This window comes from Microcoleus sp. AT3-A2 (assembly GCF_036705685.1).
Taxonomy (GTDB): Bacteria; Cyanobacteriota; Cyanobacteriia; order Cyanobacteriales; family Microcoleaceae; genus Microcoleus.
This window is the reverse complement of the sequence record NZ_JAUBVF010000077.1, coordinates 1-25441: the sequence shown is the minus strand read 5'-3', so window position 1 is coordinate 25441 and position 25441 is coordinate 1. Positions and strand designations below refer to the sequence as shown.

General features: G+C 48.1%; 19 protein-coding genes. 8 read left to right on the top strand and 11 right to left on the bottom strand.

Annotated elements, in window-relative coordinates; all coding sequences use genetic code 11:
* Positions 1–219: 219 nt before the first annotated feature.
* Complete coding sequence (locus tag QUB37_RS26455; protein WP_333167819.1) at positions 220–2670, bottom strand: SdrD B-like domain-containing protein; 2451 nt, start codon at positions 2668–2670, stop codon at positions 220–222.
* 540 nt (positions 2671–3210) lie between these two features.
* A complete protein-coding gene (locus QUB37_RS26450; protein WP_333167816.1) occupies positions 3211–5136 on the bottom strand; it encodes an SdrD B-like domain-containing protein in 1926 nt (641 codons plus the stop codon).
* Between the two features lie 391 nt (positions 5137–5527).
* On the opposite strand from QUB37_RS26450, the gene QUB37_RS26445 reads away from it, so the two are divergent.
* Positions 5528–6205 (top strand): peptidoglycan-binding protein, encoded by a 678-nt coding sequence (locus tag QUB37_RS26445; RefSeq protein ID WP_333167814.1) that lies wholly within the window; start codon positions 5528–5530, stop codon positions 6203–6205.
* Between the two features lie 800 nt (positions 6206–7005).
* On the opposite strand, the gene QUB37_RS26440 is transcribed toward QUB37_RS26445, so the two are convergent.
* On the bottom strand, positions 7006–8880 hold the full coding sequence (locus QUB37_RS26440) for a DUF1565 domain-containing protein (RefSeq protein WP_333167812.1): 1875 nt from the start codon (positions 8878–8880) through the stop codon (positions 7006–7008).
* A gap of 222 nt (positions 8881–9102) precedes the next feature.
* Here QUB37_RS26440 and QUB37_RS26435 point away from each other — a divergent pair, with 222 nt between their 5' ends.
* Both QUB37_RS26435 and thiS read left to right on the top strand, forming a co-directional pair.
* Complete coding sequence (locus QUB37_RS26435) at positions 9103–10185, top strand: thiamine phosphate synthase (RefSeq protein ID WP_333167808.1); 1083 nt, start codon at positions 9103–9105, stop codon at positions 10183–10185.
* A gap of 97 nt (positions 10186–10282) precedes the next feature.
* Positions 10283–10495 (top strand): sulfur carrier protein ThiS, encoded by a 213-nt coding sequence (thiS, locus tag QUB37_RS26430; protein ID WP_015176890.1) that lies wholly within the window; start codon positions 10283–10285, stop codon positions 10493–10495.
* Between the two features lie 302 nt (positions 10496–10797).
* Here the strand turns inward: thiS and rpmA are convergent, their stop codons facing one another.
* A complete protein-coding gene (rpmA, locus tag QUB37_RS26425) occupies positions 10798–11097 on the bottom strand; it encodes a 50S ribosomal protein L27 (RefSeq protein WP_333076164.1) in 300 nt (99 codons plus the stop codon).
* A gap of 27 nt (positions 11098–11124) precedes the next feature.
* On the bottom strand, positions 11125–11517 hold the full coding sequence (rplU, locus tag QUB37_RS26420) for a 50S ribosomal protein L21 (protein WP_172190164.1): 393 nt from the start codon (positions 11515–11517) through the stop codon (positions 11125–11127).
* A gap of 296 nt (positions 11518–11813) precedes the next feature.
* Here rplU and QUB37_RS26415 point away from each other — a divergent pair, with 296 nt between their 5' ends.
* Positions 11814–14945 carry a pentapeptide repeat-containing protein gene (locus tag QUB37_RS26415; RefSeq protein WP_333167805.1) on the top strand — a complete coding sequence of 1044 codons (3132 nt, stop codon included), beginning with the start codon at positions 11814–11816 and terminating at the stop codon, positions 14943–14945.
* 196 nt (positions 14946–15141) lie between these two features.
* Here the strand turns inward: QUB37_RS26415 and QUB37_RS26410 are convergent, their stop codons facing one another.
* The 4 genes from QUB37_RS26410 to glpK form a co-directional block, all read right to left on the bottom strand.
* Positions 15142–15357, bottom strand: coding sequence for a hypothetical protein (locus QUB37_RS26410; RefSeq protein WP_333044240.1), 216 nt, complete (start codon positions 15355–15357; stop codon positions 15142–15144).
* A 325-nt stretch (positions 15358–15682) separates the two neighbouring features.
* A complete protein-coding gene (locus tag QUB37_RS26405) occupies positions 15683–16135 on the bottom strand; it encodes a DUF3122 domain-containing protein (RefSeq protein WP_333167800.1) in 453 nt (150 codons plus the stop codon).
* A gap of 285 nt (positions 16136–16420) precedes the next feature.
* On the bottom strand, positions 16421–16792 hold the full coding sequence (gene petJ, locus QUB37_RS26400) for a cytochrome c6 PetJ (protein WP_333167797.1): 372 nt from the start codon (positions 16790–16792) through the stop codon (positions 16421–16423).
* A 74-nt stretch (positions 16793–16866) separates the two neighbouring features.
* Positions 16867–18354, bottom strand: a complete 1488-nt coding sequence (gene glpK, locus QUB37_RS26395) for a glycerol kinase GlpK (protein ID WP_333167794.1) — start codon at positions 18352–18354, stop codon at positions 16867–16869.
* A 98-nt stretch (positions 18355–18452) separates the two neighbouring features.
* On the opposite strand from glpK, the gene QUB37_RS26390 reads away from it, so the two are divergent.
* Complete coding sequence (locus tag QUB37_RS26390; RefSeq protein WP_333167791.1) at positions 18453–19037, top strand: endonuclease dU; 585 nt, start codon at positions 18453–18455, stop codon at positions 19035–19037.
* Between the two features lie 1321 nt (positions 19038–20358).
* Here the strand turns inward: QUB37_RS26390 and QUB37_RS26380 are convergent.
* Both QUB37_RS26380 and holA read right to left on the bottom strand, forming a co-directional pair.
* Positions 20359–21345, bottom strand: coding sequence for a hypothetical protein (locus tag QUB37_RS26380; protein ID WP_333167787.1), 987 nt, complete (start codon positions 21343–21345; stop codon positions 20359–20361).
* Between the two features lie 229 nt (positions 21346–21574).
* On the bottom strand, positions 21575–22552 hold the full coding sequence (gene holA / locus QUB37_RS26375; protein ID WP_333167785.1) for a DNA polymerase III subunit delta: 978 nt from the start codon (positions 22550–22552) through the stop codon (positions 21575–21577).
* Positions 22553–22728: 176 nt separating this feature from the next.
* Between holA and QUB37_RS26370 the strand changes: the two genes are divergently transcribed.
* The 3 genes from QUB37_RS26370 (at position 22729) to cbiE (ending at position 25078) form a co-directional block, all read left to right on the top strand.
* Complete coding sequence (locus QUB37_RS26370) at positions 22729–23469, top strand: DUF1868 domain-containing protein (protein WP_333167821.1); 741 nt, start codon at positions 22729–22731, stop codon at positions 23467–23469.
* Positions 23459–23674, top strand: a complete 216-nt coding sequence (locus tag QUB37_RS26365; protein ID WP_333167782.1) for a hypothetical protein — start codon at positions 23459–23461, stop codon at positions 23672–23674. Before QUB37_RS26370 ends, QUB37_RS26365 begins: the two co-directional genes overlap by 11 nt.
* Positions 23675–23773: 99 nt before the next feature.
* Positions 23774–25078: a precorrin-6y C5,15-methyltransferase (decarboxylating) subunit CbiE gene (gene cbiE / locus QUB37_RS26360; RefSeq protein ID WP_333167780.1), complete on the top strand. Its 1305-nt coding sequence runs from the start codon at positions 23774–23776 to the stop codon at positions 25076–25078.
* Positions 25079–25441: the final 363 nt, after the last annotated feature.

Here is a 25441-nt window from a genome sequence, read left to right as displayed (position 1 = left end):
AAACTTATATTTAACTGAGATTTCAGATATTGTGAGCTCCTGTTCTTAGTTTGCGATCGATTATTCAGCAAGTCCTAATTAAAGAAATCCATAAATCCGCCCCGCGAGCCTCTAATTATTGTCACAACAGCAAAAAGCACGCCAAAAGATCATTTGACGTGCAGTTTAAACAAGCTAGTTGCTAATTGATGAGTCTCAAACTAGAAACCCAACCTAACATTACAACAAGGAAAGCTGAGCATCCTTAGAATGAGCGCCTACCATCAATTGATCGTCCTTGTCGTTGAGACCGTGGTCTTTTAAAAACCGTTCAATCAGCCCTGTCGCCTCGCGTTGCAATTCGGGCCCGTTAAAGTGGCTAACACCTGCAATCTGAGGTGGGAGCAAGATAGCGCTGCTGTCCTGTACCAGAGGCGCCCCTGAACTGTTGAAGTTATTCAGCAGATCTTCTTTATCATCATGGGGGATGCTAGAACCAGTTACCACACCCGTGCCGCCAGTCAACGGATCGGTGCTAGCACCAGTTGAGTCTGGCGCCGGCACGATCGGCGTTACAAAAGTATTTGGCCCCGGTACCGAGAACGCAACAGGGTTAGGCCCTGTCGGAATGGGGAACGGGTTGGCAACGCCCGGAGCGTTGAAAACTTCCAAGAGCGAATAGGTACCCGGAGCTAAATTGGTGAACAGAACCTCGCCCTGAGCATTACTCCTCACCAGAGGCTCGGTAGCAGCATCGTAGCGACCATTGTTGTTGAAATCCAAGGTGAACGGGATGCCCTCCAAAGGAGGTTCGCCCTCATCTCGAAGGCCGTTGCGGTTGTCGTCCCGGAATTTTCCTCCGAGATAGTTAAAGAACTGGCCGTTGCCCACCAAAGCACAAGTAAACGTTTGGTTTGCGCCCAAAACGATGTCCAGTGGTTGAGTAGTTTGGAAAGAATTGGAAGGCACCACTTCCCGGACTCGGTAAATACCGGGGGTCAAATTGCCAAACTCCCAGCGGCCGAACTGATCGCTGACGGTACTTGCTTCTCCGGCATCAAGGGCATCGTTACCGTTGCTGTCGAGGTAGATTGTGACCCCTGCGATCGGCGTTTCAAAGCCGTCTCGGTAGCCGTTGCCGTTCAAGTCTTGGAATTTGCACCCAGTGATGCGGCTGTTGGGGGTGTTGCCAAAGACAACGTTGGCATCTTGAGTGCTCAGGTTGAACTGCACCCGATCCGGAGTAGTAGGACTAAAACCAGCTTGCGGCACTTCCCGAACCACATAATTGCCCGGTTCCAGGTTGGTGAAAGCACCGCGCCCGTTGGCATCAGTTACTAGCGACTGTTCCCCTGTGTCGAGGGCGCCGTTGTCGTTGGCATCAAGGTAAACCGTGATGCCGGGAATGCCCACTTCCTGTAGAGTGTTGGCCGGTTCGTAACGACCGTTAGCGTTCTGATCGTTGTATTTGAAGATCGTGATGTTAGGGCGCGTATTCCCGACAGCACCGCTACCTGGATTTACCAAAATTGGGGTGAAGAAGACTGCGGGTTCCGGGTTGACAGGCGGGAACGGGGGCGGGAAGTTCGCCGAAACGACCCGCTGGCCGCCTGGAACTGTTGGATCTGTCACTATGAAAGGCAGCGTTCCCTGCTGCCGCGATTGGGGCCCGGGGGCTGTAACTTCTACCGGGTTCTGGGTAGTGTTAATTGGCGGCTGGTTGGCTATGAATGTTTCAAAGGTTTCCAATACTGAGTAGCTGCCAGCCTTCAAATCTCTGAAGGTAGCCCTACCATCAGGGCCAGTTAACAGTCGCGGTTCGCCCGCGTCTGTCCTGCCGTTCCGGTTCAAATCGAGGATGAACGGGATGCCTGAGAGGGCAACTTCGCCTCCATCTTGTATGCCGTTAGCGTTGTCGTCCCGGAATTTGAAGATCGGGATTTCGTACAGGGGAGTGTTGCCCACTTGGGCGCAGGCCCAGGTTTCGCCAGGGCCGAGGTTAACGTCAAGCAGGGAGATGCTGCCGGGGGGGGTGCTTTGGGGAAAATCTCTTTCTAAGGGTTCAGTGCCCGGCCCGTTGGCGCGCTCTTCCCGAATCCGGTACAGCCCTGCAGGCAAATTGGTGAATCGGAACTCGCCGTTTCTATCGGTTAAGGTAGTGGGTTCCCCTGCATCTAGCTGACCGTTGCTGTTGGCATCGATATAGATTCTGACGTTTTGCATCGAGGGTTCACTCCCGTCTCGAAAGCCGTCATTATCTACGTCGAGGTATTTGCAGCCAATAATCTGACCACCGGGCGGGATGGGAGTATTGCCGAACAACACTGTGGCATTAGTGCCCGTGAGGGTTACGACGACTGGGTTGGCAGTTGTCGGGCTGAAACCGGCCGGCGAGATTTCCCTGACGGTATAGCTGCCTGGGAGCAAGCCTGGGAATACGAAGTTTCCGCCGGCGTTCGTCAACGTCGAGGGTTCACCTGGCTCGACAGTGCTGTTGTTATTGGTGTCAATAAAGATTTGGACGTTGGGGAGTCCCGGTTCGCCTGTATCTCGAATGCCGTTGGCGTTGAGGTCATTGAACTTGGTACCCTGGATACCCGCAGGAGCGTTGCCAAAAGTGACTGTTGGCGGTAGCTGGACTGGGATTATTCCAGGACCAGGAAGTACCTGACTAATTGTTCTTTCTGCCATGATTTTCTTTTCCTTCACACCTAAATCTACGTAAGCTACAGGCTACTGTATCACTTTGTCAATCAGCAGTTAGCGGCTGCTAGCGACTGACGATCGCTACTCAATCATACATACGTCTACGTTGCTCGAAGGTTCCTCATCTAACCTCCGGCTTACTCCAGCTTTGTCGCACGAGATTATATCAGGTTTTGAATAGCTGTGGCAATTTGAGCGCAATATCTTCAAGATTTGCGCCCTGAGTTCTTCTGCCCGTGGACACTTGCTGTTTAGAGCTGGAACAACGTTAAGATTCACTGAACCTCTGTGAATTGAGCGACCTGGCCACGAGGGCGATCGCACTTGGGGAATTGTCTGATAATTCCTAAAAACAGGTATGATACTACCTCTGAATCTTGCTCCTCATATACAAGCCAGCTTTGGGCTTCCCGGAACTCTGGCTATGCGTTGGAGGTTGCCAACAATAGGGTATCACGCGATCGCCCTTTAACCTCTTCCTGATTTTTATCTGCGGTTTGGGATTCGGGGCGATCGAGTTTTGTGTCACCCTACATAACCGAGAAATCTCTCGCGCCCATCGGCCCAAACGAGTGAGCGATCGCCCCATTCATTAATTGATTCATTTCTCTTGACAAAATTACTAATTTGTGAGCCAGACCCCAAACCGACATTCTGTTGCCCAAAGTTAGGAGTATTGCCTAAATTCGCAAAATATCCATCACTCAAAAAATCACTAATTTGATAATTATTATCACCCTGCCTCGAAAGCAAGCTATCCACCCCAATATTGCCTGCTGGTTTGCCCGCATAGTTGCTGGCATTCGTCAGCGGGTCGCCTTTCAAGGATTTAGCCGAGGTACCCTCAGCCTCTCCCGTCACCACATCGATTTTGCTGGCCCGAATCTCTGCCGAGACAACAACCACCGCAGGCGGAGTCGTTTGAATGAAACCGGGGGGCGGAACTTCGCGGACAACATAACTACCTACCGGAACATTGCGGAAACTGTAATTGCCCTGAAGGTCGCTTAAGGTACTCGCTTCGCCCGGATCTAAACTGCTGTTGTTGTTGAGGTCGATGTAAATCTGAGTGTTGGCGATCGGGGGTTCCCCAGGATCTAAGCGGCCGTTGGCGTTAAAATCGTTAAACTTCACACCGCTGATCGTGCCCGTTACCAACACGTTGCCAAAGCTGAGATTAGTGGCATTTGTGCCGTTGCCCACGGTAATCGGAGTCGGATTTGGCGTGGTTTGTTGAAAACCGGGCTGCGGGACTTCCCTCACCACATAGGTTCCTTGAGGCAAATTGATAAAAGAGAAATTACCTTCGGGATTGGTTAAAGTCGAAGGTTCGCCCGGATCTAAACTGCCGTTGTTGTTGAAATCAAGGTAAATCGGCCAGTTGGCAACTCTCGGTTCCGTCGGTTCGTTGATACCGTTAGCGTTGAGATCGTTGAACTTGAAGCCGCTGATGCTGCCGGTAGGAAAATTGTTGCCGAAATTGACGCCGACAGCGTTGGTATTGCCGGTGATGTCGATCGGGCCTGGATTTGGCGTAGTCTGTACCCATCCCGGTTGCTGGACTTCCCTGACCAAATATCGGCCGGGAGAAACATTGGCAAAAGTGTAGTTGCCTTGCGGGTTTGTGATGGTATTGGGTTCGCCCGGATCAAAGCTGCTATTGCCGTTGAGGTCTATGTAAATTGGCCAGTTAGCCAGAGGCGGGTCTGTCGCATCTCTGACGCTGTTGGCATTGAGGTCGTTGAACTTGACACCGCTGATGCTGCCGACAAAAAAGACATTGCCAAAATTGATGTTGTTGACAGTGGCGTTGGAAGTAACGTTAACCGGGCCGGGGTCAGGCGTGGTTTGAAGAAAACCCGGTTGCTGGACTTCTCTCACCAAATATGTATCTGCGGGAATATTGACAAAAGCGTAATTGCCTTCACCGTTTGTAAAAGTAACAGGTTCGCCGCCGTCGAGCCTGTTATTGCGGTTGAGGTCGAGGTAAATTTGCCAGTTAGCTAGCCCTTGTTCGCCGGGATCTCGGCTGCTGTTGTTGTTGATGTCGTTGAATTTTGTGCCTGCGATCGTCCCTGCGTTAAAGTTGTTGCCAAAATTGATATTGCCAGCATTTGTGCCGCTAGTAATTGTGATGGGTGCTGGATTTGGGGTAGTTTGGCGAAAGTTCGGCTGCTGGACTTCCCTAACTTGGTAAGTTCCTGGTGGCAGGTTGGCGAAGATATAGTTGCCTTGCGCGTTTGTGACGGTGGAAGGTTCGTTAAATTCTGGCTGGCCGTTGTTGTTGAGGTCGAGGTAGATTTGCCAGTTGGGAATGGGGACTTCTCCGGGATCAGGGAGGCCGTTGGCGTTAAAATCGTTGTATTTGGTGCCGCTGATGCTGCCGACTTGGAAGTTCCCGATGTTGACGTTGCCGATGTCTATTTGGCTGGCGGTTCTGAATTCGGACATGGTGTTGCTGGGGCCCAATGAACGCGGTTCAATGTTTTCTGTAGGGCAATCTAGCAGTTTTTTTGCCAATTGCAGCTATTTCAGGGGATAAATTATTTTTAGGAAAGGGAAGGGGAGATGGGAGAGGGGGAGAGTGGGAGAGGGGGAGATGGGGAGAGGGGGAGATGGGGAGAGGGGGAGATTGGGAGATTGGGAGAGGGGGAGATTGGGAGATTGGGAGAGGGGGAGATTGGGAGAGGGGGAGAGGGGGAGATTGGGAAAAATCTTCACGCTTGAGTTGTTGGCTTAACATCCATCCGTTACATCCCGTAGATTGCTCGTTGCCGAAATGCCCAATTTTTTCCAGATTTGATGTACGATCGCTACCAGTTTTCCAGAGGTCGAATTCCCAATGTCCCAAAACTTGACAGCAAGCTGGAATAAAGCCCGCGAGGTTCCGAGTTTGCTCTTCGGCTGGAGTTTGTGCGGTTTATTGGCAATGAGCTCGATCGCCCCTACTCCTGCTGTCGCACAGCTACCTACCTCCGAACAGAGTAACAGCAATAGCCCGATCGCTCAAACAGGTGCGATCGTCCGCCCCGCAATCAAATTGGGCAGCCGAGGATCGGAAGTGATCGAACTCCAAGCTGCTCTTAAATTATTGGGCTTTTACCCTGACACTGTAGACGGGATTTTCTCACAAAGCACCGCTAGAGCTGTATCTCAGTTCCAGGAAGCAGCAGGTCTGCCTCCCGACGCCATAGTCGGTCAAGATACTTGGAACCGGCTGTTTCCTGCGACTCCTGGCGCGATCGAAAACCCGATCGCTAACGATCCTGCAACTGCCGACAACTCAGAGATTAGCCCCGAAGCGCAGCCGACCAATTTTCCTGTTTTGAGAAGACGAATGCGCGGGGCGGCAGTCAGAGATTTGCAAGAACGGCTGCGGGCCAAAGGATTTTTGCGGGTGAGTGCTGACGGCGTTTTCGGCCCGGAAACTCAAGCTGCTGTCAAGGCGGCTCAGCGACAATATCAACTGCCAGCAGACGGCATTGTCGGCCGCGCAACTTGGGAAGCTCTGCTGCGTTGACTGTTGACTGTTGACTGTTGACTGTTGACTGTTAACAGCCAAAGACTGCTTGCTACTTCAAAATTTCCAAATTTTAGGGCCTAGCATAGTCGATGTAACGCCGTACTTCGGTAAAAAAAACCGGTTTCTACCTAAGTCCTAGATTTTATTGACCAACTGCACATTGGGCGACATTGTAATTTTACAAATTGTTAATAATCGCTTTGGGAAGTATTTCTGCACGTCAAAAAGTGTCAAGTTTGGTAAACAAAGTGTTTTTATGCACGCAGTTGGTGTTAACTTAAAAACATGAGGGGCAAAACCAAGAAGCACAAAAAACTTGGATACAAAACTTGGAATTAGAGTATTTGTCCCGATCGCCTCTAGTTCGCAGGCAACGCCTGAACCGTGTAGCTGATTAGCAAAGAAAGGTTGATATTGCGATTCGTATTGGTTAGATAGCTTGAAGCTATTGGATTAATCAAAAGTTGCGATCGCACAACAGTCAAACACAGAAGTCTGAATAGACTCCGCTGATAGCTAGCTCGTCCGCAGAGTAGTTGCAAAAAAGTCCACCTTAGTTGTAGTTTGCTGAAACTCAGCAGAGCTAAAAACCCACTTGAATCAACTTAATTTACAAACTTTTTAGGGTCTGGCATCCGATATGCTAGGCCCTAAAATTTTGTTGTTAGTTATTGATTATTGGTTATTGGTTAAGCTCCTTTAAATGCCGAACAGCTTAGCCGGAAAGGATATTCCCAATTCCCAATGCCCAATTCCCAATGCCCAATTCCCAATGCCCAATTCCCAATTTCCAATAACTATTTAATCTCCTCAATTTGAGCATTCAAACCGTTAGCGCTGAGCATTTGTAGCAATTCCTCAGCTTTTTCGAGTTCCCGAAAAGCACCGGCTTGCATTACCGGTCGCCCGCTGGCAAAACTGCGAAAAGCACCGGGAACGAGGGATTGCATTTTTTGTCGATCGCCCCAACTGTTGGCATCCACCACAACTCGATACCGCAAACCCAAAGCAGACGGTCGATCAAATGAGGGCGAACTCTCGGAATCAGGCAAAGAATTCCCCCCTAAAGCAGCAGGTACATAACCGCCCCTTCCGATAGGAATGTTGCGACCAGGAACCGGTAATCTACCCTCCGAAGCAACCGAACTCGAACTATCAAAATTGGGAGGAATCATTGGTTGCTGTACCGAAATTTCCGAAATTGATCGAAAATTCGGATCGGGCACGGGAATTGGGCTCGCCCCTTGGGCTACCGATGAAGCAGCGGCATTCCTCGGAGAAAGTTCTTGTCGCAACTGGGCGCTTCGCGGTGCGGGTCGATTTTGCACCGGTCGCTGGGAAACTGGCGCAGGCGGGGGAAGTGGCGCTCTTTCAACTCTGGGACTTAGCCGTCCAGGAGTGTAAACAGGGAGAGAAGTGTCTGGGCCACCGATGCTGGGAGGTCGATCGGCCCTTAGCTGCAAAGCACTTGCCCCCATTGGCCCAGGGGTAAAAGTTCCGGCAACATCAACCGAGCCAGTCGTCCGGCTGCTCAACAATTGATTGCCGTAAGCTGGGATTACTTGACCCTTGGCTGCATTGTTGACATCGTACTGACCGTTGTTGCGAATGACATTGCCCCCCGGTTCGGCCGCAGTTCCCAAATCGGGCAGAGATCTCGCGATCGCCACAATTCCGTCCCGGCGATTACTCTCGATATAATTGTTACGCAGCACAGGTCTAGCATTAGCTTGCACCACCACGCCATCTTTATTGCGAGTAATTTTATTACCGATTAGCAGAGGCGAAGCGTTCTGCGCTACATTCACCCCAAATCCGGTGTTTTCAAACACATTATCTCGAACTTCCGGCTGGGAACTGCCAAAAATAGTAATGCCGTTAGCTCCATTTTTGGAGAAAACATTCCCGCCAATCGTCGGCCTGGAAGTACCGACTACCGAAATGCCGTCGTGAGTGCTCCCAGAAAAAGTATTGTTAACAACTGTCGGAGAACTCGATTCGATCCACAAAGCGTAACCCCGATAGTTGGTATTCGTCACCGTCACCCCGCTGAGTCCCGCCCCATCTGCGCCTAAAATCGCAATATTTTGACCCGCCGAAGTCGGACTGATAAAGTATCCTCCGCCTTTGATGACAATATTCTGACCGCGAGTGTTGGGATTTCCCTGAACTGTCACGCTGGGCCTGAGCATTAATGGAAATTTTTCGCCGGTTTGCTCGCTGTAAGTACCGGGCGCTAGCAAAATCGCTGTTTTGGGCGGGGCCACGCTTAAGGCGTAGGTAAGGGTTTTAAACGGAGCTTGATCGCTGCCGTTGCCCCCCGTGTCGCTGCCCCCGATCGAGCTGACGTACAGTATGTTAATCTCGCTCTCCAGGGTCTGAGAAAGTAGCTGCACTCCCGGTATCCCGGCAGCGATAACTGACGGTTGAGGGTTGCAAAAGGCGGTCATCGCAAAGACGAGCAGAAGGCAAGAACTCAAACAAGATTTTTGCGATCGCTTTTCTTTGCACTCGCTATATTGAGAATTTAGGAGCATAAATAAACCCCAATGATTTGCGATCCGAGTTCCGCTTCCCGAGTTCGGTGTCGGTTTTTCGCGATCGAACTTTGATTTCACCCGCCTGCTGGGGTTTTCTTCTGTTAATCTTTTGTGTTGTTCTGCTAACCTCACGGCTCTCCTCCGAAGTGTGGTATGCAGTTTAACGATTCCACTCTCATCAAGTTTGATCTATTATGCTTTGTTTTCATCAAATTCAATAAAACTTAAAAAATTATTGTCGAATTTACATTGGTTTATGCCAAAATTAAGCCGCCTGCTTTGCCACAATCTTGACGGCGTGGGACAATATAGCGGGTTGATTGGTAAGAATAATTATAATTAGGGTGGTTCTGAATGACCGACAAACAAAACAGAACTTTACCGGCACAGCCAGCCCTCTGCCGGATTTTAGATGCAAATTTAGATCGATCGCGCGAAGGGTTGAGAATTATTGAAGAATGGTGCAGGTTTGGTCTCAACAACGCCGATTTGGCTGGCGAGTGCAAGCAACTGCGTCAAGAATTGGCTGCTTGGCACGTCGCAGAACTTCGCAGTGCTAGGGATACGCCGGCTGATCCGGGTACGGAGTTGACTCACCCGCAGGAAGAGCAGCGTTCGAGTATTCAGCAGCTACTGGAGGCGAATTTCTGTCGGGTGGAAGAAGCTCTGCGGGTACTCGAAGAGTATGGCAAAATTTACGATCGGAATATGGGCGCGGCTTTTAAGCAGATGCGCTATCGGGTTTATACTCTCGAAAGCAATTTGCTGGCTTACCGGCGCTACCAGCAGTTACTTCGATCCCAGTTATACCTTGTAACTTCGCCCAGAGACAATTTGTTCGGAGTCGTGGAAGCTGCTTTGCAAGGGGGACTGACTTTGGTGCAGTACCGCGACAAAAACTCAGACGACGGCGCAAAGCTGGCTAACGCGCGCAAGCTTTGCGAACTTTGTCACCGCTACGATGCTTTGCTGATTGTGAACGATCGCGTGGATTTGGCGATCGCAGCCGATGCCGACGGCGTACACTTAGGGCAGGGAGATTTGCCTGTGGCGGAAGCGCGCAAGTTGCTCGGCCCGGGACGGATCATCGGTCGTTCTACTACGAATGGCGAGGAAATGCAGCGAGCTATTGAAGAGGGAGCCGACTACATTGGAGTTGGGCCTGTTTACCACACTCCTACTAAACCTGATAAACAGGCGGCGGGTTTGGACTATGTGCGGTATGCTGCTGATAAGTCGCCGATTCCGTGGTTTGCGATCGGCGGAATTGATATCAACAACCTCGATGAAGTATTGAATGCCGGAGCTCAAAGGGTTGCCATAGTACGCGCAATTATGGAAGCTGAACAGCCTACTTTAGTCACGCAGTTTTTCATCTCGCAGTTGATTCGGATGGAGAATCTGAAAGCTCAGAAAGCTTTGCACGGAAAAAGCTAGGTTGATTGGAGATTTGTAGGGCGGGTTTAACACAGGAAATCTGTGCATAAAATATAATTTTGTTACCAAACCCGCCCTGAAAACTGATATTTTACTTATGATAAATCAAATTGCGCTGCAAGTTAACGGAGAAACCCGCAATTGTGCGATCGACACACCGTTACCAAAATTACTAGAACAATTGGGATTAAACCCGCGCTTGGTGGCTGTGGAGTACAACGGGGAAATTCTGCACAAACAATTTTGGGAAACTACACAGATGCAAGAGGGCGACATCTTAGAAGTTGTGACAATTGTCGGAGGAGGCTAGCCACACATTGGTGATAATTTAAGGCTTAATTTGTCACCAATTGGCAGAACCTAGGAATGTCGCTTGTAGTCAAGTCTAGATCCCCCTAAATCCCCCTTAATAAGGGGGACTTTGAGAAGAATTTTGTCTCCCTAAATCCCGTTAATAAGGGGGACTTTGAGAAGAATCTTGTCCCCCTAAATCCCATTAATTAAGAGGGACTTTAAGAAAAATCTTGTCCCCCCCTTATTAAGGGGGGCTAGGGGGTATCGAGACTTTGAGACAAACAAAAGAGACTTAAGGAACGCCGCAAAATATCGCAATTAAACTGCGACAGCTTCAGCCACGGGTTCAGCCACAGGTGCTGCTACAACAGGATAAATGCTGACTTTCTTGCGAGTTTTGCCTTTTCTTTCAAAAGTCACCACACCGTCAACCAAAGCAAACAGAGTATCATCTCTGCCGATACCAACATTATTACCAGGGTGAACTTTAGTGCCGCGTTGACGGATCAAAATGTTGCCAGCTTTGACAACTTGACCGCCGTACTTTTTGACACCGAGACGCTGAGAATTAGAATCGCGTCCGTTACGTGTACTGCCTGTACCTTTCTTGTGGGCCATAATATCCTCAACTGTATTTACTATGTTTTATTCTGAATCAGTTTCGGCGGTTTGGGGGGTTTCAACAACTGCTGCAGTTAAGTCTCTGGCGGCTAAGACTGTACCGTTGACGCTAATCGAGTCAATCATAAAGCGAGTTGTTTCTTGACGGTGCCCTTTTTTCTTCCGAGTTTTCTTTTTCGGCTTCATCTTGTAGACGAGGACTTTGCGGCCCCGGAAATGCCGGAGAACCGTTCCTTCTACTGTCGCATTTTCTAGTAGAGGCTGGCCGATATGAACCTCGCCTTCGTGCTGGATCAGAAATACTTTGTCTATGGTGACTTTGGATTCAGCTTCAACGTGAAGCAGTTCGATGTCGTAGAAGCGGCCTGGTTCTACCCGAAATTGTTTGCCGCCGGTTTCAATGATTGCGTAAGTCATGGGATGGTGGTTGAAATTGCCGTACAGGTAGCTGATGAGTCTTTGGTCATTGGTCGTTGTGGACTTTTGACTGCTGACTGCTCTCCAGCTTTTGGAATGTCTTAACCTGATCCGAGCCGGATTTAGACAGACAATCTACAATTATTGCGGATTGTTGTAGTTTTGTCAAGGTAAAAGAGAGTTAATCTTTTCTAATTGTTAGTTTGAGAACAGATTTGTGGCGACGAACTACGGAATGCTTACAGAGTTCAATGTAGATTTTCTCAGATTCTCTCTTGTGAAACAGGGCAGGTAAAATGGCAAATCGCATCTGGAAACTCTTAAATACTGATATCAAAGAACTGGGTTCCGCCGACGCAGCGGAGGCAATCGGAGAAGCTGGGAAAACAGCCGCCGAATTGGCAAAAATGTTCAAAGAACAAGGGCTGGACAATAGCAACTTGCTGCTAGAGGTTTTGAACTCTCCCTTAGCTCAAGTTGTGGGAACTGGATTGCCATTTGTCGGGATTGCGGCGAAAATGCTGGCGTTTTTTATCGAAAAAACTCAACAGCAGCCGACTTTAGCTGAGTGCATTTTCCTCGTCAGTCAGGCGGCTTATCTGGAAAGTTTTAAGGAGTTTGTTGGACAAGACGCAAGTTTGTTAAATCGCATCGGGCAAACTCCGGTTTCCGATAAAGTCAAGCAGTTGCTTAAGAAATTGGCGGATTGGGAATTGATCGATAAAGAAGCGAAAGAAACTGTTATTTGCTTCCGCGATTCGATATTAGCTAAGGAATTCAACCTAGTGCTGTCAGAACGGCTGCAACAAGCCGGACTAAATGCCGATGAAGCTTATATTTTGACAAAGAGAGTTGCTGCTAATACTCACCGCTATTTAATCGAAGCTTGGGCAGTTTCCGGCGATGCCATGAAACATCTTGGACAGCCTTCTATCAGCGAATGGCGGGAGGAACAGGAGAAATATCACAGCATTGACAACTACCTGCAAGAACAGATTGCCTCTCTACCTCTACAACCCGTATTTACAGAAAATTTCTCATTCAAGGATATCTACGTGCCTCTGAAGGCAAGGCCAATTGATAAAAATGGCGACCCCATAAATGATGCAGAAGCTTTCGATTTAGAAAATTGGGCAAAAGACTTGCTTGCAGATGAAAACAAACAAAATCGGGTGATGTTCGTCAAAGCTGGCCCCGGACGCGGTAAAAGCGTTTTTTGTCGGATGTTTGCTGACTGGGTGCGACAAAATTTTCATCCAGTTTGGACGCCCGTGTTAATTCGACTGCGATATATTCCCAAATTGCAAAATAGTTTCCCAGAAACGCTAAAAAAAGCAGTTAATGCTGGTTTTGCTAGCGATGACGGGTGGTTGACAGATAGAAACACGCGATATTTGTTTTTCTTGGATGGCTTTGATGAGTTGCTCATGGAAGGGAGAAGCAGCGGCGGTTTAAAGGATTTTCTCGAGCAAGTAGGACAATTTCAGCGGGACTGCGCTCAGAATTCGGAAATGGGACACCGGGTTTTGATTACTGGCAGACCTTTAGCTTTGCAAGGAATTGAAAGGCAAATGCCAGATAACTTGGATCGAGTCGGAATTCAGGTAATGGATGACGAACTACAGCAGCAGTGGTTGAGCAAGTGGGAAGCCCAATTAGGGGCAGAAAAAACCTCAGCTTTTCAGCATTTTTTGCAAGATGAATGTTGTCCAGAACAGGTCAAATCAGACTTGGCGCGAGAACCGCTCTTGCTTTATCTGTTAGCAGCGATGCACCGAGATGGAGAGTTGAAAATTGAGGATTTTCAAGGAACTAACACCACTCAAGCAAAAATTTTAATTTACAACAAAGCTGTGAATTGGGTACTCACAAAACAGCGGTCTGAAGTGTTCAATCGCAAGTTGACAGAACTGGAAACAGAGGTTTTGCGGCGCATCCTGAAAGAAGCAGGGTTGTGCGTGGTGCAGTCGGGAGAGGAATGCGCTCCTGTAGCGATGATTGGGGAACGATTGAGAGAAGACAACTCGGTTAAAGCATTACTTGAAGAAGCACAAAAACAGATTGGCGATAATCCTCTGAGAAATGCTTTGGCGGTTTTTTATCTTCAGCAAGGCAGTAAAGAAGGTTCTGTGGAGTTTGTACACAAGAGTTTTGGTGAATTTCTGTGTGCGGAACGATTGAAAGAAAGTTTGGAAGAGTGGACGGAACCGGGAAAGAAACGTAGAGAATTTAATACTCAAGACTCTCAGATGGAGTGGGAGATTTATGATTTGTTGGGTTATCGGCCGCTGACAGAAGAAATTGTGGGATATTTGATGGGGTTGTTAACAACTCCGGCTGTTGCAGGGGAAGAAAGTCTGTTTCGCCCTGTGGAGTTATTCCAGCGTCTGGAGGATTTTTATCTGCGGTGGTGCGAGGGGGAATTTATTGATGCGCCGCCGGAAAATTTGCCTCAGAAGAAGATGCGCCTACTGCGAGATCAATTGAAAACCCAAGAATTGGGACAGCGACAAAGAGATGTTTATGCTGGTTTGAATGTGATGATTTTGTTGTTGGAGTTGCACCGTTACGGTCAGGAGACACCTGAATTTAAAGACAAAATGGTGTTTTATCCTTGTGGAAAACCTAATGCTGAAGGTAAACTTGACGATGCAAGTCGGTTGTTGTGTCTCATCGGTTATAGCTGTTGTGTTATGGGTTATGGCTTTGGCCGAACAGTTGGGAGATTCCTCAGCGGCGCAGACCTCAGCGGCGCAGACCTCAGCGGCGCAGACCTCAGCGGCGCAGACCTTAGCGGCGCAAACCTCAGTGGCGCACACCTCAGCGACGCAAACCTCAGCGGCGCAGACCTCAGCTTCGCAAACCTCAGCGGCGCAGACCTCAGTGGCGCAAACCTCGTCCGCGCAGACTTCTGCGACGTAAACCTCAGCGGCGCAAACCTCAGCGGCGCAAAGCTCAGCGGCGCAAACCTTTGGGACGCAAACCTCAGCGACGCAAACCTCAGTCGCGCATACCTCCACCGCGCATACCTCGGCAACGTACACCTCAGCGGCGTAAACCTCAGCGGCGCAGACCTCAGCGGCGCATCCTCCAACAGCTCAGACCTCAGTGGCGCAAACCTCAGTGGCGCAAACCTCAGTGACGCAGACCTCTGGTTCCAAAACCTCAGCGGCGCAGACCTCAGCGGCGCAAACCTCAGCGGCGCAAACCTCAGCGGCGCAAACCTCAGCGACGCAGACCTCACCGGCGCATTCCTCAGCGGCGCATTCCTCACCGGCCCATACCTCAGCGACGCATTCCTATTGCTCGGTGATCGCATTATTGGAGATATCGAATGGGATGAAAACACAAAATGGGACAATGTTCGAGGTTTGGATACAGCCTTTAATCTGCCAGAAGCGTTAAGGCAACAGCTAGGAATGCAGTAGAAACATTTTTCCAGGCTTGGCATATCATTTTTATGAACAGGCTTTCCGGCCTGTTCCACAAAGAGTTAATTTTCTTGTGGGGTGGGCCCGAGAGTCCGCGCCCGAAAGGCCGATCGACATACGAAGGTCGATCGACCTTATTTTATCCAAAAGGTCGATCGACCTTATTTTATCCAAAAGGTCGATCGAAGGGGATTCAAGCCGTCACAGAACATCTGCGCGATCGTAACAATTCCAAAGCTTGCTGTTTCACCCGACCCTCCATCACCTCTTTTTGCAAATTAATAAAAGCCTCAAAATCTTCTAAACCATACTTGGTCATCTGCAACTGCTGTCGCAACTGTTCTTCTGCCTCAACCGTTAAGTAACCTGTTGCCAAAGCTTTGCGGACAATTTTACTGATTAAAGTCATAGTAGCTTCACCCTGAATACACCTACGTTAAAACACTGAAGTTTTGTCAACCGACTAACTCAGGTTTTAGTTTGTTTCATAATTATCCTTAAAATAGGTTAAATCTACCTTAAGGTCTATGTAAATAAAGTTGTTTTTGATACATCCCTGAAACTTTAGCGATTTTAAATTTACAGTGCGATTAAACTGATCTATTTAGTTTTTGCCCTACACCATTATTCTTCCAATACGTTAAATCTACCTTAAGGCATAATTTAAACATAACGATTTGTGACATTGCAAATTGTATGGATTTTAAATGTAGAGTGCGCTTAAATCGGTATATTTAGTTTCTGTCTAACAACAGCCGCCATTCTCTGACGGCAAAAGGAGGAACCAGCAATTTTGTTTCTTGTTGATTTTTCACTGGCAAATTCAACAGCAAAGGTCGATTACTTTCCACTTGTGTAATTATTGATTTAAAATCGTATTCTCCGACATTAATTGGCAAACCCGACTCGTTCCAAATATCATTAGCATTGCCAATTTCGCGCTTGCCTGCAGCAACTTTCAGGGGAACAGGATGCTGAATTTCTGTTCCGGGAAATCCTACTAATCTCAGGTTTAAAGACTTTACTACTCCCGACTTGACTCGCTTGTACAAAACAACTTGCCATGCTTTGTCATCAGTATCGCGCAGGCTTTGTACGGATCGGAACATTACTGTCTCGGCAGTTTCAGGATATTTGTGAATTGAGGCGAAAGCGGGCGGGCTAACCGCTAATATTAGTAGATACAAGCACAAACTAATAATAGTTAAAGTTCTACGCCAACAATAATATTTTTTCAACTTCCACGACCTCCAAGAATTTACACGTTTTTAGCAAAAAACAGAAAAAAGGACAGGTTTGTATTGAGATTATTAAAGGATGAATAATAAAAGACAAGAAGCAAGCAGGTTTTGTATAAAGATTATTCATCGATGACCAAGTTACGCGCTAAACCTGCCCTACATTATACCTCAGCTTGGTTTCCTGAAGTTAGGCGCTAAACCTGGTCTTACAATCAATGTACATAACCGAGTTTATTTCCAATCGGTTTCAGCTTGGGATAGCACGTAAGCTGAAACATCGGTAATTTGTTGTTCCGACAAACGATCTTTGTAAGCGGGCATAATACCTTTGCCGTTGGTTACTAAGTTGGAAATGTTGGCGATGGAATCCATGCCGTATTTTTTTAAAGCTTTTTGTTTCAAGTTTTTGCCGCGCCTGATAATGTTGCTGCCGTTGATGTGACAACCTGCACAGTTGGCGCTGAAGACTTCGGCTGCGGTTGTGGGATTTGTAGCTGTATCTGCGATCGCCATTTGGGAAGTAGTGGCGATTTCTACAAATGTTAGCATCAGTATTAATAAAACGGCGGCGAGGATTTTTTTAAAGTTCTTGAGCGAAATCATTTATTTGCAATTTGAAAAATAGTGCTGGATTTAATGATATCACTAAATACGCATTTTCGGGTTAACTCAGCGGTTTATTCTTCCCAATCGAAGGTGCGGGAAACTGCTTTTTTCCAAAAGCGATATTTTTGCTCGCGAAGTGCGATCGGCATTTTCGGTTCCCAAGTACAATCCACCGCCCAATTGTCCCGCAATTCGGCTAGCTGACTCCAAAAACCCACCGCCAAACCGGCCGCATAAGCCGCGCCGAGAGCAGTAGTTTCTGCTACCACAGGCCGCACCACAGGCACTCCCAAAACATCGCTTTGAAACTGCATCAGCGTGTGATTTCCCACCATTCCTCCGTCTACTTTTAAAGACAAAAGCTGCACAGCAGAATCCTGATTCATCGCATCCAATACTTCTCGCGTTTGCCACGCTGTAGCTTCCAATACTGCGCGGGCAATGTGTGCCTTAGTCGCGTAGCGAGTTAAACCTGCAATTACTCCCCGCGCGCTGTCTTTCCAATAGGGGGCGTAGAGTCCAGAAAAGGCCGGGACAACGTAAACTCCGCCGCTATCTTCGACTGTATTTGCTAATGTTTCTACTTCTGCAGATGTGTTGATGATGCCCAAATTGTCCCGCAACCACTGCACTAAAGCTCCGGCGATCGCAATACTGCCTTCCAAAGCATACACAGCGGGCGATTCCCCCATCTTGTAGGCGACTGTTGTTAGTAATCCTTGCTTTGAAGGGACGATCGTCTCACCGGTATTCAGCAGCATAAAACAGCCCGTACCGTAAGTATTTTTCGCCTCCCCCAGACTGAAACAAGTTTGCCCGACGAGGGCGGCTTGCTGATCTCCCAAAGCAGCAGCAATCGGAATACCTGCAAGCAATCCTTTTGCAGTTCCAAAAACTTGACTCGAAGGGCGAATTTCTGGCAGCATCTGGCGGGGAATTGCCATTATTTCCAAAGTTTCCGCATCCCAATCAAGGGTTTGCAAATCCATCAGCATCGTGCGGCTGGCGTTGGTAACATCGGTAATGTGCGTGCCGCCAGTCAGATGCCAAATCAGAAAAGTATCGACATTGCCAAAAATCGCATCCCCTTGATTTGCAGCTTCCCGCAATCCTGCAATATTGTCCAGCATCCACTTAATTTTCGGCCCGCTGAAATAAGTAGCCAGCGGCAAACCGCATCGTTCTCGAAATCGATCTTTGCCCTCAACTTCAGCTAATTTATCGCAAAGAAAGCGAGTGCGGGTATCTTGCCAAACAATCGCATTACCGTAAGGTTTGCCAGTTTTTCTGTCCCAAACAATTGTAGTTTCGCGCTGGTTGGTAATGCCGAGGGCAGCAATATCTTTGGGGTCGATATTGCCGATTTCGAGGGCATTTTTAATCACACTTTGGGTGCGCTGCCAAATTTCATCGGGATTATGTTCAACCCATCCTGGTTGGGGATAGATTTGCTGGTGTTCTTGTTGGTCCTTGCAAAATATCTGTCCCTGGCGATCGAATACGATAAATCGGGTGCTGGTGGTTCCTTGGTCGATCGCTGCTACGTATTTTTTTGCCAATTGTCTAAAACCTTTTTAGTAATGAGTTATTTAACGTATATGATACTATGTAAAACACAAGCTAATCTCAAAAACTTTAGTTTAGGGAACTGCACAAGTTGAAACTGGCAGATTTGCTGAGGCTCGATCGCACAATTAAGGTTATTGGCTTTGACGACGCTCCGTTTTCTCGTACAAGCGGCAGCCTGGTGTCGATCGCGGGCATAGTCTGCGGGGGAACGCGATTTGAAGGAATGGTTTGGGGACAAGTCCTCCCAGACGGATTAGATGCCACGGATGCTATTTCTGGGCTACTCCTCGGAGGCAAATTTATGCCGCAATTGCATCTCGTTTTGCTAGACGGAATTGCTTTCGGTGGCTTCAATATTATTGACCTTCCCGAGTTAGCATCGCGGCTGCAAATTCCTTGCGTTGCTGTCATGCGCCGCCAACCAGATTTAGCTGCTGTTGAAAAAGCCCTCCGCCATTTCCCAGACTCCGAATACCGTTTAGAATTGTTGCGCCGCGCCGGGAAAATTCACGCTTTTGAACCTTTCTTTTTTCAAGTTTGCGGCGAACAACCGGAAGTAATAGCGAGGGTGCTTCAGCGTTTGACAGACACTGGTAAAGTTCCTGAAGCTTTGCGTTTGGCTCATTTGATTGGTGCGGCGGTAATTAATGGAGTTAGCAGCAGTTCTGCTTGAATTATTGTTAAGAACTGGCAAGATGCCCGTTCCACAAAGAGTGAATTTTCTTGTGGGCAGGACTTACGCAACTATCACAAATGCTTCGATAGCCTCTCCAAAAGTTCCAACAAAGGGCAAAGGTTGTCAGATTTTTCAATCAAAACTTCTCTCAGTTTATTGCCATATTTGTGACACAATAAATATCGGAATCTGGGGGCATTTCAGTTGTTTACTTAAATAATTTGATAACAGCCCATGTTTGATTTGATATATTGTTCGACCTGTCTGAACAGCTAAACTTTTAAGCCTTAACCATACAAGTAAAGTGCAAGCAATATAATTTTTTTGAATCCGAGCTTTCCGACACGCGACTTGACTATATTCCTGTTAATTGCTTGATTTCTCGGTTACATTCTACAAACTTCTAACGAATGGCACACACTTTTTGTACGTCATTTGTTTCTGACTCAGTTAAGTCGTTAGTCGCGACATATTCCGTCTTGTTGGTGGAAACAATTACTCGGAATAATTCCACTTTCTTGAATTTCAATACTCCGGACAGTTTTTGGAACGAGACTACAAGCTTACGCGGGGCAAGGATTATAAATAAAGTCGACTTAAATGCCGCGTCAGGGGTGGATCTGACATTGATTTAATTATCCACAATGGTTCAAATTCAAGCGAGAATAAGCCATTGGGCTATATAAAAACTGTCCGGAGTATTGACTTAAGATAACTATCAAATATCCGTCAACTATCAAATATTACACTAGCATTAGACTCTCGCCTGAAAGCTACATTAAAAGTATCAAGACGTTTTAGTAACCGAAAAGTAGCTTGCTTGTTAGAGTATACTACCCCAAAGCTAGCAAAATATCGGCTCAAATACTGGTGTCATATGAAATCTGTTAGCCTCGGAATCATTCAGCTCTCTATTCTCGCCCTCTGCGTGAATCAGCGTCAATTCCTTGTTAGCTGCGACCGATAAATTTTCTTTTTTTTACTGCCGATACACGCAGATAAACACAGATTAACGCAGGTGAATTATCTCAATTCCGGCTGTGCCGTGATTGTTGAAGGTTGACTGGATTTTACGCCAGACGATGCTACCGGATTTGAGATCAAAATGAAACTAGAAGGGGCTTAAAAAGGATTGAATGAAAAAGAATTACAGCTTGTGGACTTAAAGCAATAGGTAAAGTCAAATGAAATTTAAATAAAATTGAAAAAGTCAAAAGTAAGAAAGCTTTCCGTAAAAACAAGTTTTTTTACTTTTAGCTTTTGACTTTTGACTTTTAGCACATCGAGTATTCAACTCAAAACTCAAAACTCAAAACTCTTAAGGCGCTGCTGCCGCCCTGCGGTTGGCAACAATCAGATTAGCTTGATACTCTGCCGCTTTTTGCTGAGCCTTTTGATAGTTCGGGCTGGTTGACGGTACGGCTCTCATGAGCTTAACCGCTTGCTGCCACTCGCTTGCTACTGCGATCCACTCATCTTGAGATTGAGCCTTCTGGGCCGAAATTGCTGCCTTCTGAGCTGTGTTAACGGCTTCTCTCCAAGAGTCAGGCTTAGGCGCGGCGGCTTTTGGTGCAGGAGAGGCTGGAGCTGGGCTTGCTGGCGCAGCAGCAGTGGGAGCGGGTTTTGGTGCAGGGGAGGCTGCCTGTGGGGTGCCCGGAGATGCAGCAGCAGTGGGAGCGGCTTTAGACGCGGGAGATGCGGGTTTCGGGGAAGGGGAAGCAGCTTCGGGGGCGATGGGTTCTGGGTTCGAGTCGCCGAAGGGGAATGTTTTAGTAAAGAAAAGCCCTGCGATCGCCGCCAGAGGTACTAAGATACCCACAGGTATTACCCATTTGGGAAATTGTTTTTTCGGAGGCGGGGCTTGATCTTCGTCTTCGTCTTCGTCTTCCTCGTCGTCATCTCGATCGAATTCTCCTTCTTGATAATAGTCTTCCTCTTCTGGCTCGACATCATCTAAACCTACAGAGTCGTCAGGCATTCCACTATCCAAGGGGTAAGGCATTGAATCTGCAGGCATTAGATCAATTTCATCTTCCCACGTAGGCGATCCCTCACCTGTTCGACGCCCGTAAACCTTTACAGTGTGAATTGATTCAAGTCCCAGCTTCGTCATGCCGGTGCGAATGAAATCGACCAATACCATTTGATCCGGTACTTTGTCTGCCTCCAGAATTATGTGGAGGCAGCCGTTGTCGCGCGTCACATCGGCGTTGATGCCTTTGGGTTTGAGTGTACGGTTGATGCTAGATGCGATCGCTTTTGGATCGCCTTGCTTGAGCAGTTCCCGCGGGTTCTGTTGTGTCATGGGTAGCGCTCTTTTTTTGGGGGGGGTGGAGAGCCGGCAAATAATATTAACCGATCGGCATTCGGCGGACAATATTTATTTACCACATTAACTTCTACTTTGGCATTCTGAGAATATTTCTAGTATCTATTGACCTTTTGGCCGGCGATCCGGCATCAAGCACATAGCCGCTATCGAAATTTGTTGTAAAAATTTACAGTAAGGGGCCGCTCCTGTGGCCTGTCGCGCATCAGCGAAACAAGCTAGAAAGTTCTATAACTTTGGTTTGCAGGGTTGAGATTTCTTCTCGCCCCCGCTTTAAAGAAGCTTCTAAGTCTAGCAGCAAAGGCAAACTTTTTTGCAGTTTTTCTAAGCTGGCATTCTTGACTTCTTGACGAAAATAGTATACTCGTTTCGGATTGCCCAGATCTAGAGCTTGAGCAATTTTATCATCGCGATCGCCCGCTTGGATCATTGCCTTTACCCATAGCCAAATCCGAAACTTACCAGTCAAGCCAGCCACAATTCTCAAACCAGGCTCGCTGCGGCCAGTTAAGCCGGCCAATAAATCCAAAGCGGCGGAGGTATTGCCCTCGCGAATCGCATCGGCTAGCTGGAAGGTATTCTGGGCGTGACAGTGCACCAGTGCGGCAACTTCTTCCGGGTTCAGAGGTTGGCTGCGGTTGCCGGCAAACAGTCGCAATTTTTCGAGTTCGCTGTATAGCCCGCGGGTATCGCTGCCAATGGATTCGGCCAAAAGTTCGATCGCCGTGGCGGTCAATTTTACGTTCATTTCGCCTGCGACTTGACGCACCCGCTGGGCTAATTCTTTGTCATTCCAAGGCGGAATCGGTGAAAATTCTCGAAATTCGGCGGACTCTTTCAGTAACTTGGTAGATTTGAGCCGGCTGTCGGGTTTTTTGACGGATGTCAGCAGCAGCACGGTGGTAGGGGGAATCACCGGCAGCGTCCGTTCAAATTGTGCTAACAGTTCAGGAGAGCACTGCTGCGTTACAGTCGTATTTGCCAGCCAGACAAAACGGCTGCCGGTACCGAAGGGCGGCGTTAAGGCTCGATCGAGCCCTTCGACCACAGCGTCGGCTCGATCGGCAATAATTTTGTCATAGTTAAAACTCGCCCAGTTGGGGTCGAGGACTGTTTGACGCAAACTTGTTACAGCTTGCGCCATCGCAAAGTCGTCTTCCCCCCAAAACAGGTAAATTTGCATGAAAAACGCTCACTAGCCAAAAAAATCACATTTGCACGCGAGGCTTGTCCAACATATCCTGAATTGGGCTGTTGGAAGCCCGCGCCATAATATAAAATTTGGTGTGGGAGTTTGTCACCGCGAGGAAATCAAGATTGGATGATACTTATCAAGCTTACGTAAATCGGGTGGCGCGAATGACGCTGCTGGACTCTTACAAGTCCCAGGTGGAACACATTCAGGAATCTCCAAAATTTAAGCCCGACGAAGCAGGCAGGAGATATCCTGTACCTTTTCCAGGTTATTCGGTGATTACGCCTCCTGCCGGGGAAGATGCAGAAAATGCTGCATTTTATAGTAATTTGCACTCGAGCCAACAACGGCTATTGCAGGAAATAGGGGAGGGTGCGCTCGTGGCACTGCCTCCTGATAGCTTCCATTTAACCGTAGCCGATTTGATTTGGAGCAGCGCTTTTCGAGATGCCTCTGATAAAAATCCCGAATTTGAGGAGCAACTGCGCTCGCGCATGGCCGATCGTTTTGCCGCCTGCAAACCCTTGGCGGGCGGCCCTCCCATTCGCTGGATAGTGCTGGGGTTGATGGTGATGACTAGAGCTGTGGGTGTTTGTTTGGCACCGACGGACGAAAACTCTTACAAGCAAATTCTAGAGTTTCGCCGATCGATCTATCAAAATCCCGATTTAATGGCTTTGGGAATTGAACAGCAATATCATTTTACGGCACACATTACTCTGGCTTATTTTGGGGACACCGGACCGAACCTTGACCGCGATCGCTTGTGCACTTTGCTGTCAGAGTTAAACGAGCAATGGCTGGACACGCCGCAAGAACAGTCCGTAAACCGAGTGGAACTGCGGAAGTTTGACGACATGACCACCTACCTCCGGCAACCAGACTGGCCTGTTTTTGAGTTTTAACGAAGGAAGAAGGAAGAGGGAAGAAGGAAGAGGGAAGAAGGAAGAAGGAAGAAGGAAGAGGGAAGAAGGAAGAGGGAAGAAGGAAGAAGGAAGATTTTTTCCCATCTCCCACTCTTCCCATCTCCCACTCTCTCGCCCCATCTCCCACTCTCTCGCCCCCTCTCCCTCTCTCCCCTTGGACAATAGTCAGGATATTGCCTATTAAATGCTTTAATTATTTTTGTTTGACAGTAAAGTCAAGGGAAAAATTTATGAAAAACCAGGAAAAATCAGTAATTCTGGTTTTTTACTTTTTGCTTAAAAAGTGACAGTAAACGTTGTTGGTATAGGTTTAGATGGAGCTGCTGGGCTGAGCGAATCGGCGCGGCAGGTTGTAGCAATGGCCGCTCTGCTAATAGGCAGCGAGCGCCATTTGAGCTATTTTCCCCAGCACGACGGAGAGCGCTGGGCGTTGGAAGATTTGACCGAAGCAATTCTGGAAATTAGGCGCTGGTGGGCGACTGAACCCGAATTAGAACCCTCTGCAGGGACGCTGGAACCCCGCGATCAACCGATCGTAATTTTAGTGGCCGGCGACCCGCTGTTCTACGGCTGGGGAAAGTTGTTAATTGCCCAATTGCCGGCAGAAAAATTGACTTTTCACCCCCACGTCAGTTCTGTGCAGTTGGCTTTTAACCGCTTGCAAATCCCTTGGCAAGATGCTCATTTTGTTGGCTCTCAAGGACGTTATTTTGAGGAACTGACGGCAAAACTCAAACTCGGTGTCGAGAAAATTGCGGTGCTCGCGGACGAAACTCATACTCCGGCTGCCCTGGCAAATTTGGTGAAAGCTCTAGATTTGCCTACACGCTACGAGTTTTGGGTTTGCGAAAATTTGGGTTCTGCTGACGAGCGCGTGGGCTTGCGTTCTCTGTCAGCTTTGCTGGGAGAGTCTTTTGCACCGCTGAGCGTGGTTGTGATGCTGCGGGAACCCCCGCCTAGGGCAGAACCTTTGGATTTGGAAAATTTGCCTTTGTTGGGAATACCGGATGCAGCTTTTATCGGTTGTGGCGACAAGCCTGGTTTGACGGTTGAACGGGAAGTGCGGGTGTTGGTGCTGGCACAATTGGCTTTGCAACCGGGACAAGTTGTCTGGGATGTGGGTGCTGGTAACGGTTCTGTGTCGATCGAGATTGCTCGTTTATTCCCGCAGTCTGAGGTGTACGCGATCGAACAAACGGTTTCTGGTAATTCTGCGATCGAGTTCAACTATAGCCGTTTTGGGCTGCAAAATGTGTTTTCGATTCACGGAACTGCCCCGGAAATCTTGCACCGCTTGCGTCCTCCGCACCGGATCTTTATTGGCGGTAGTGGCGGAGGGTTGACTAAAATTTTGGGCGTTTGCGCGCTGCGGCTGCTCCCTGGAGGCTCGATCGTGCTGGCTTTGGATGCTTTTGAGGATATTGCTACTGTTTTGAGCTGGATTGGCGATCGGGTGCGCCGGGAACCGCACTGGAGTTACCGAATCGTGCAAGTGCAGTTATCGCGTTCAGTAAATGCGGGCAACTTAACTCGTTTTGACGCGCTGAATCCGGTTTCGATTGTAACGATCGATCGACACTTGAATTAATCTGAAATCTGTGATATTCGCGCTTCAGCGTCGGGCCTAAAATCGAGTCAACATTCAACACTCAACCCTCATTCAGTTTTTCGACCCCGCATCAACAATTAACAGTCATGAGGAGTGCAAACCGGAATTAATATAATATCATGTCTAGTCGAGCGATCGCGATTTTTGTAAGGGCCCGTGAGCCAACAATACCTGCCAATAATTGACAATCTCAAAAACCCGCCACGACCGCGATATTATGGTTAATCGATCGCAATTGATATAACTCTAACTTTCGGGTGCACGCCAGGGTAAACGCATCTTAACTTTAACGCAAAATATGCTACAGTTAAATCCGACTAAATTTTAGTGTAGTTTATTCAT

What these genes read in the sequence shown, in the direction of transcription:
- QUB37_RS26455 (WP_333167819.1), bottom strand. Translation starts at nt 2,670, where the DNA reads ATGGCAGAAAGAACAATTAGTCAGGTACTTCCTGGTCCTGGAATAATC.
- QUB37_RS26450 (WP_333167816.1), bottom strand. Translation starts at nt 5,136, where the DNA reads ATGTCCGAATTCAGAACCGCCAGCCAAATAGACATCGGCAACGTCAAC.
- QUB37_RS26445 (WP_333167814.1), top strand. Translation starts at nt 5,528, where the DNA reads ATGTCCCAAAACTTGACAGCAAGCTGGAATAAAGCCCGCGAGGTTCCG.
- QUB37_RS26435 (WP_333167808.1), top strand. Translation starts at nt 9,103, where the DNA reads ATGACCGACAAACAAAACAGAACTTTACCGGCACAGCCAGCCCTCTGC.
- thiS (WP_015176890.1), top strand. Translation starts at nt 10,283, where the DNA reads ATGATAAATCAAATTGCGCTGCAAGTTAACGGAGAAACCCGCAATTGT.
- rpmA (WP_333076164.1), bottom strand. Translation starts at nt 11,097, where the DNA reads ATGGCCCACAAGAAAGGTACAGGCAGTACACGTAACGGACGCGATTCT.
- rplU (WP_172190164.1), bottom strand. Translation starts at nt 11,517, where the DNA reads ATGACTTACGCAATCATTGAAACCGGCGGCAAACAATTTCGGGTAGAA.
- QUB37_RS26415 (WP_333167805.1), top strand. Translation starts at nt 11,814, where the DNA reads ATGGCAAATCGCATCTGGAAACTCTTAAATACTGATATCAAAGAACTG.
- QUB37_RS26410 (WP_333044240.1), bottom strand. Translation starts at nt 15,357, where the DNA reads ATGACTTTAATCAGTAAAATTGTCCGCAAAGCTTTGGCAACAGGTTAC.
- petJ (WP_333167797.1), bottom strand. Translation starts at nt 16,792, where the DNA reads ATGATTTCGCTCAAGAACTTTAAAAAAATCCTCGCCGCCGTTTTATTA.
- QUB37_RS26380 (WP_333167787.1), bottom strand. Translation starts at nt 21,345, where the DNA reads ATGACACAACAGAACCCGCGGGAACTGCTCAAGCAAGGCGATCCAAAA.
- holA (WP_333167785.1), bottom strand. Translation starts at nt 22,552, where the DNA reads ATGCAAATTTACCTGTTTTGGGGGGAAGACGACTTTGCGATGGCGCAA.
- QUB37_RS26370 (WP_333167821.1), top strand. Translation starts at nt 22,729, where the DNA reads ATGACGCTGCTGGACTCTTACAAGTCCCAGGTGGAACACATTCAGGAA.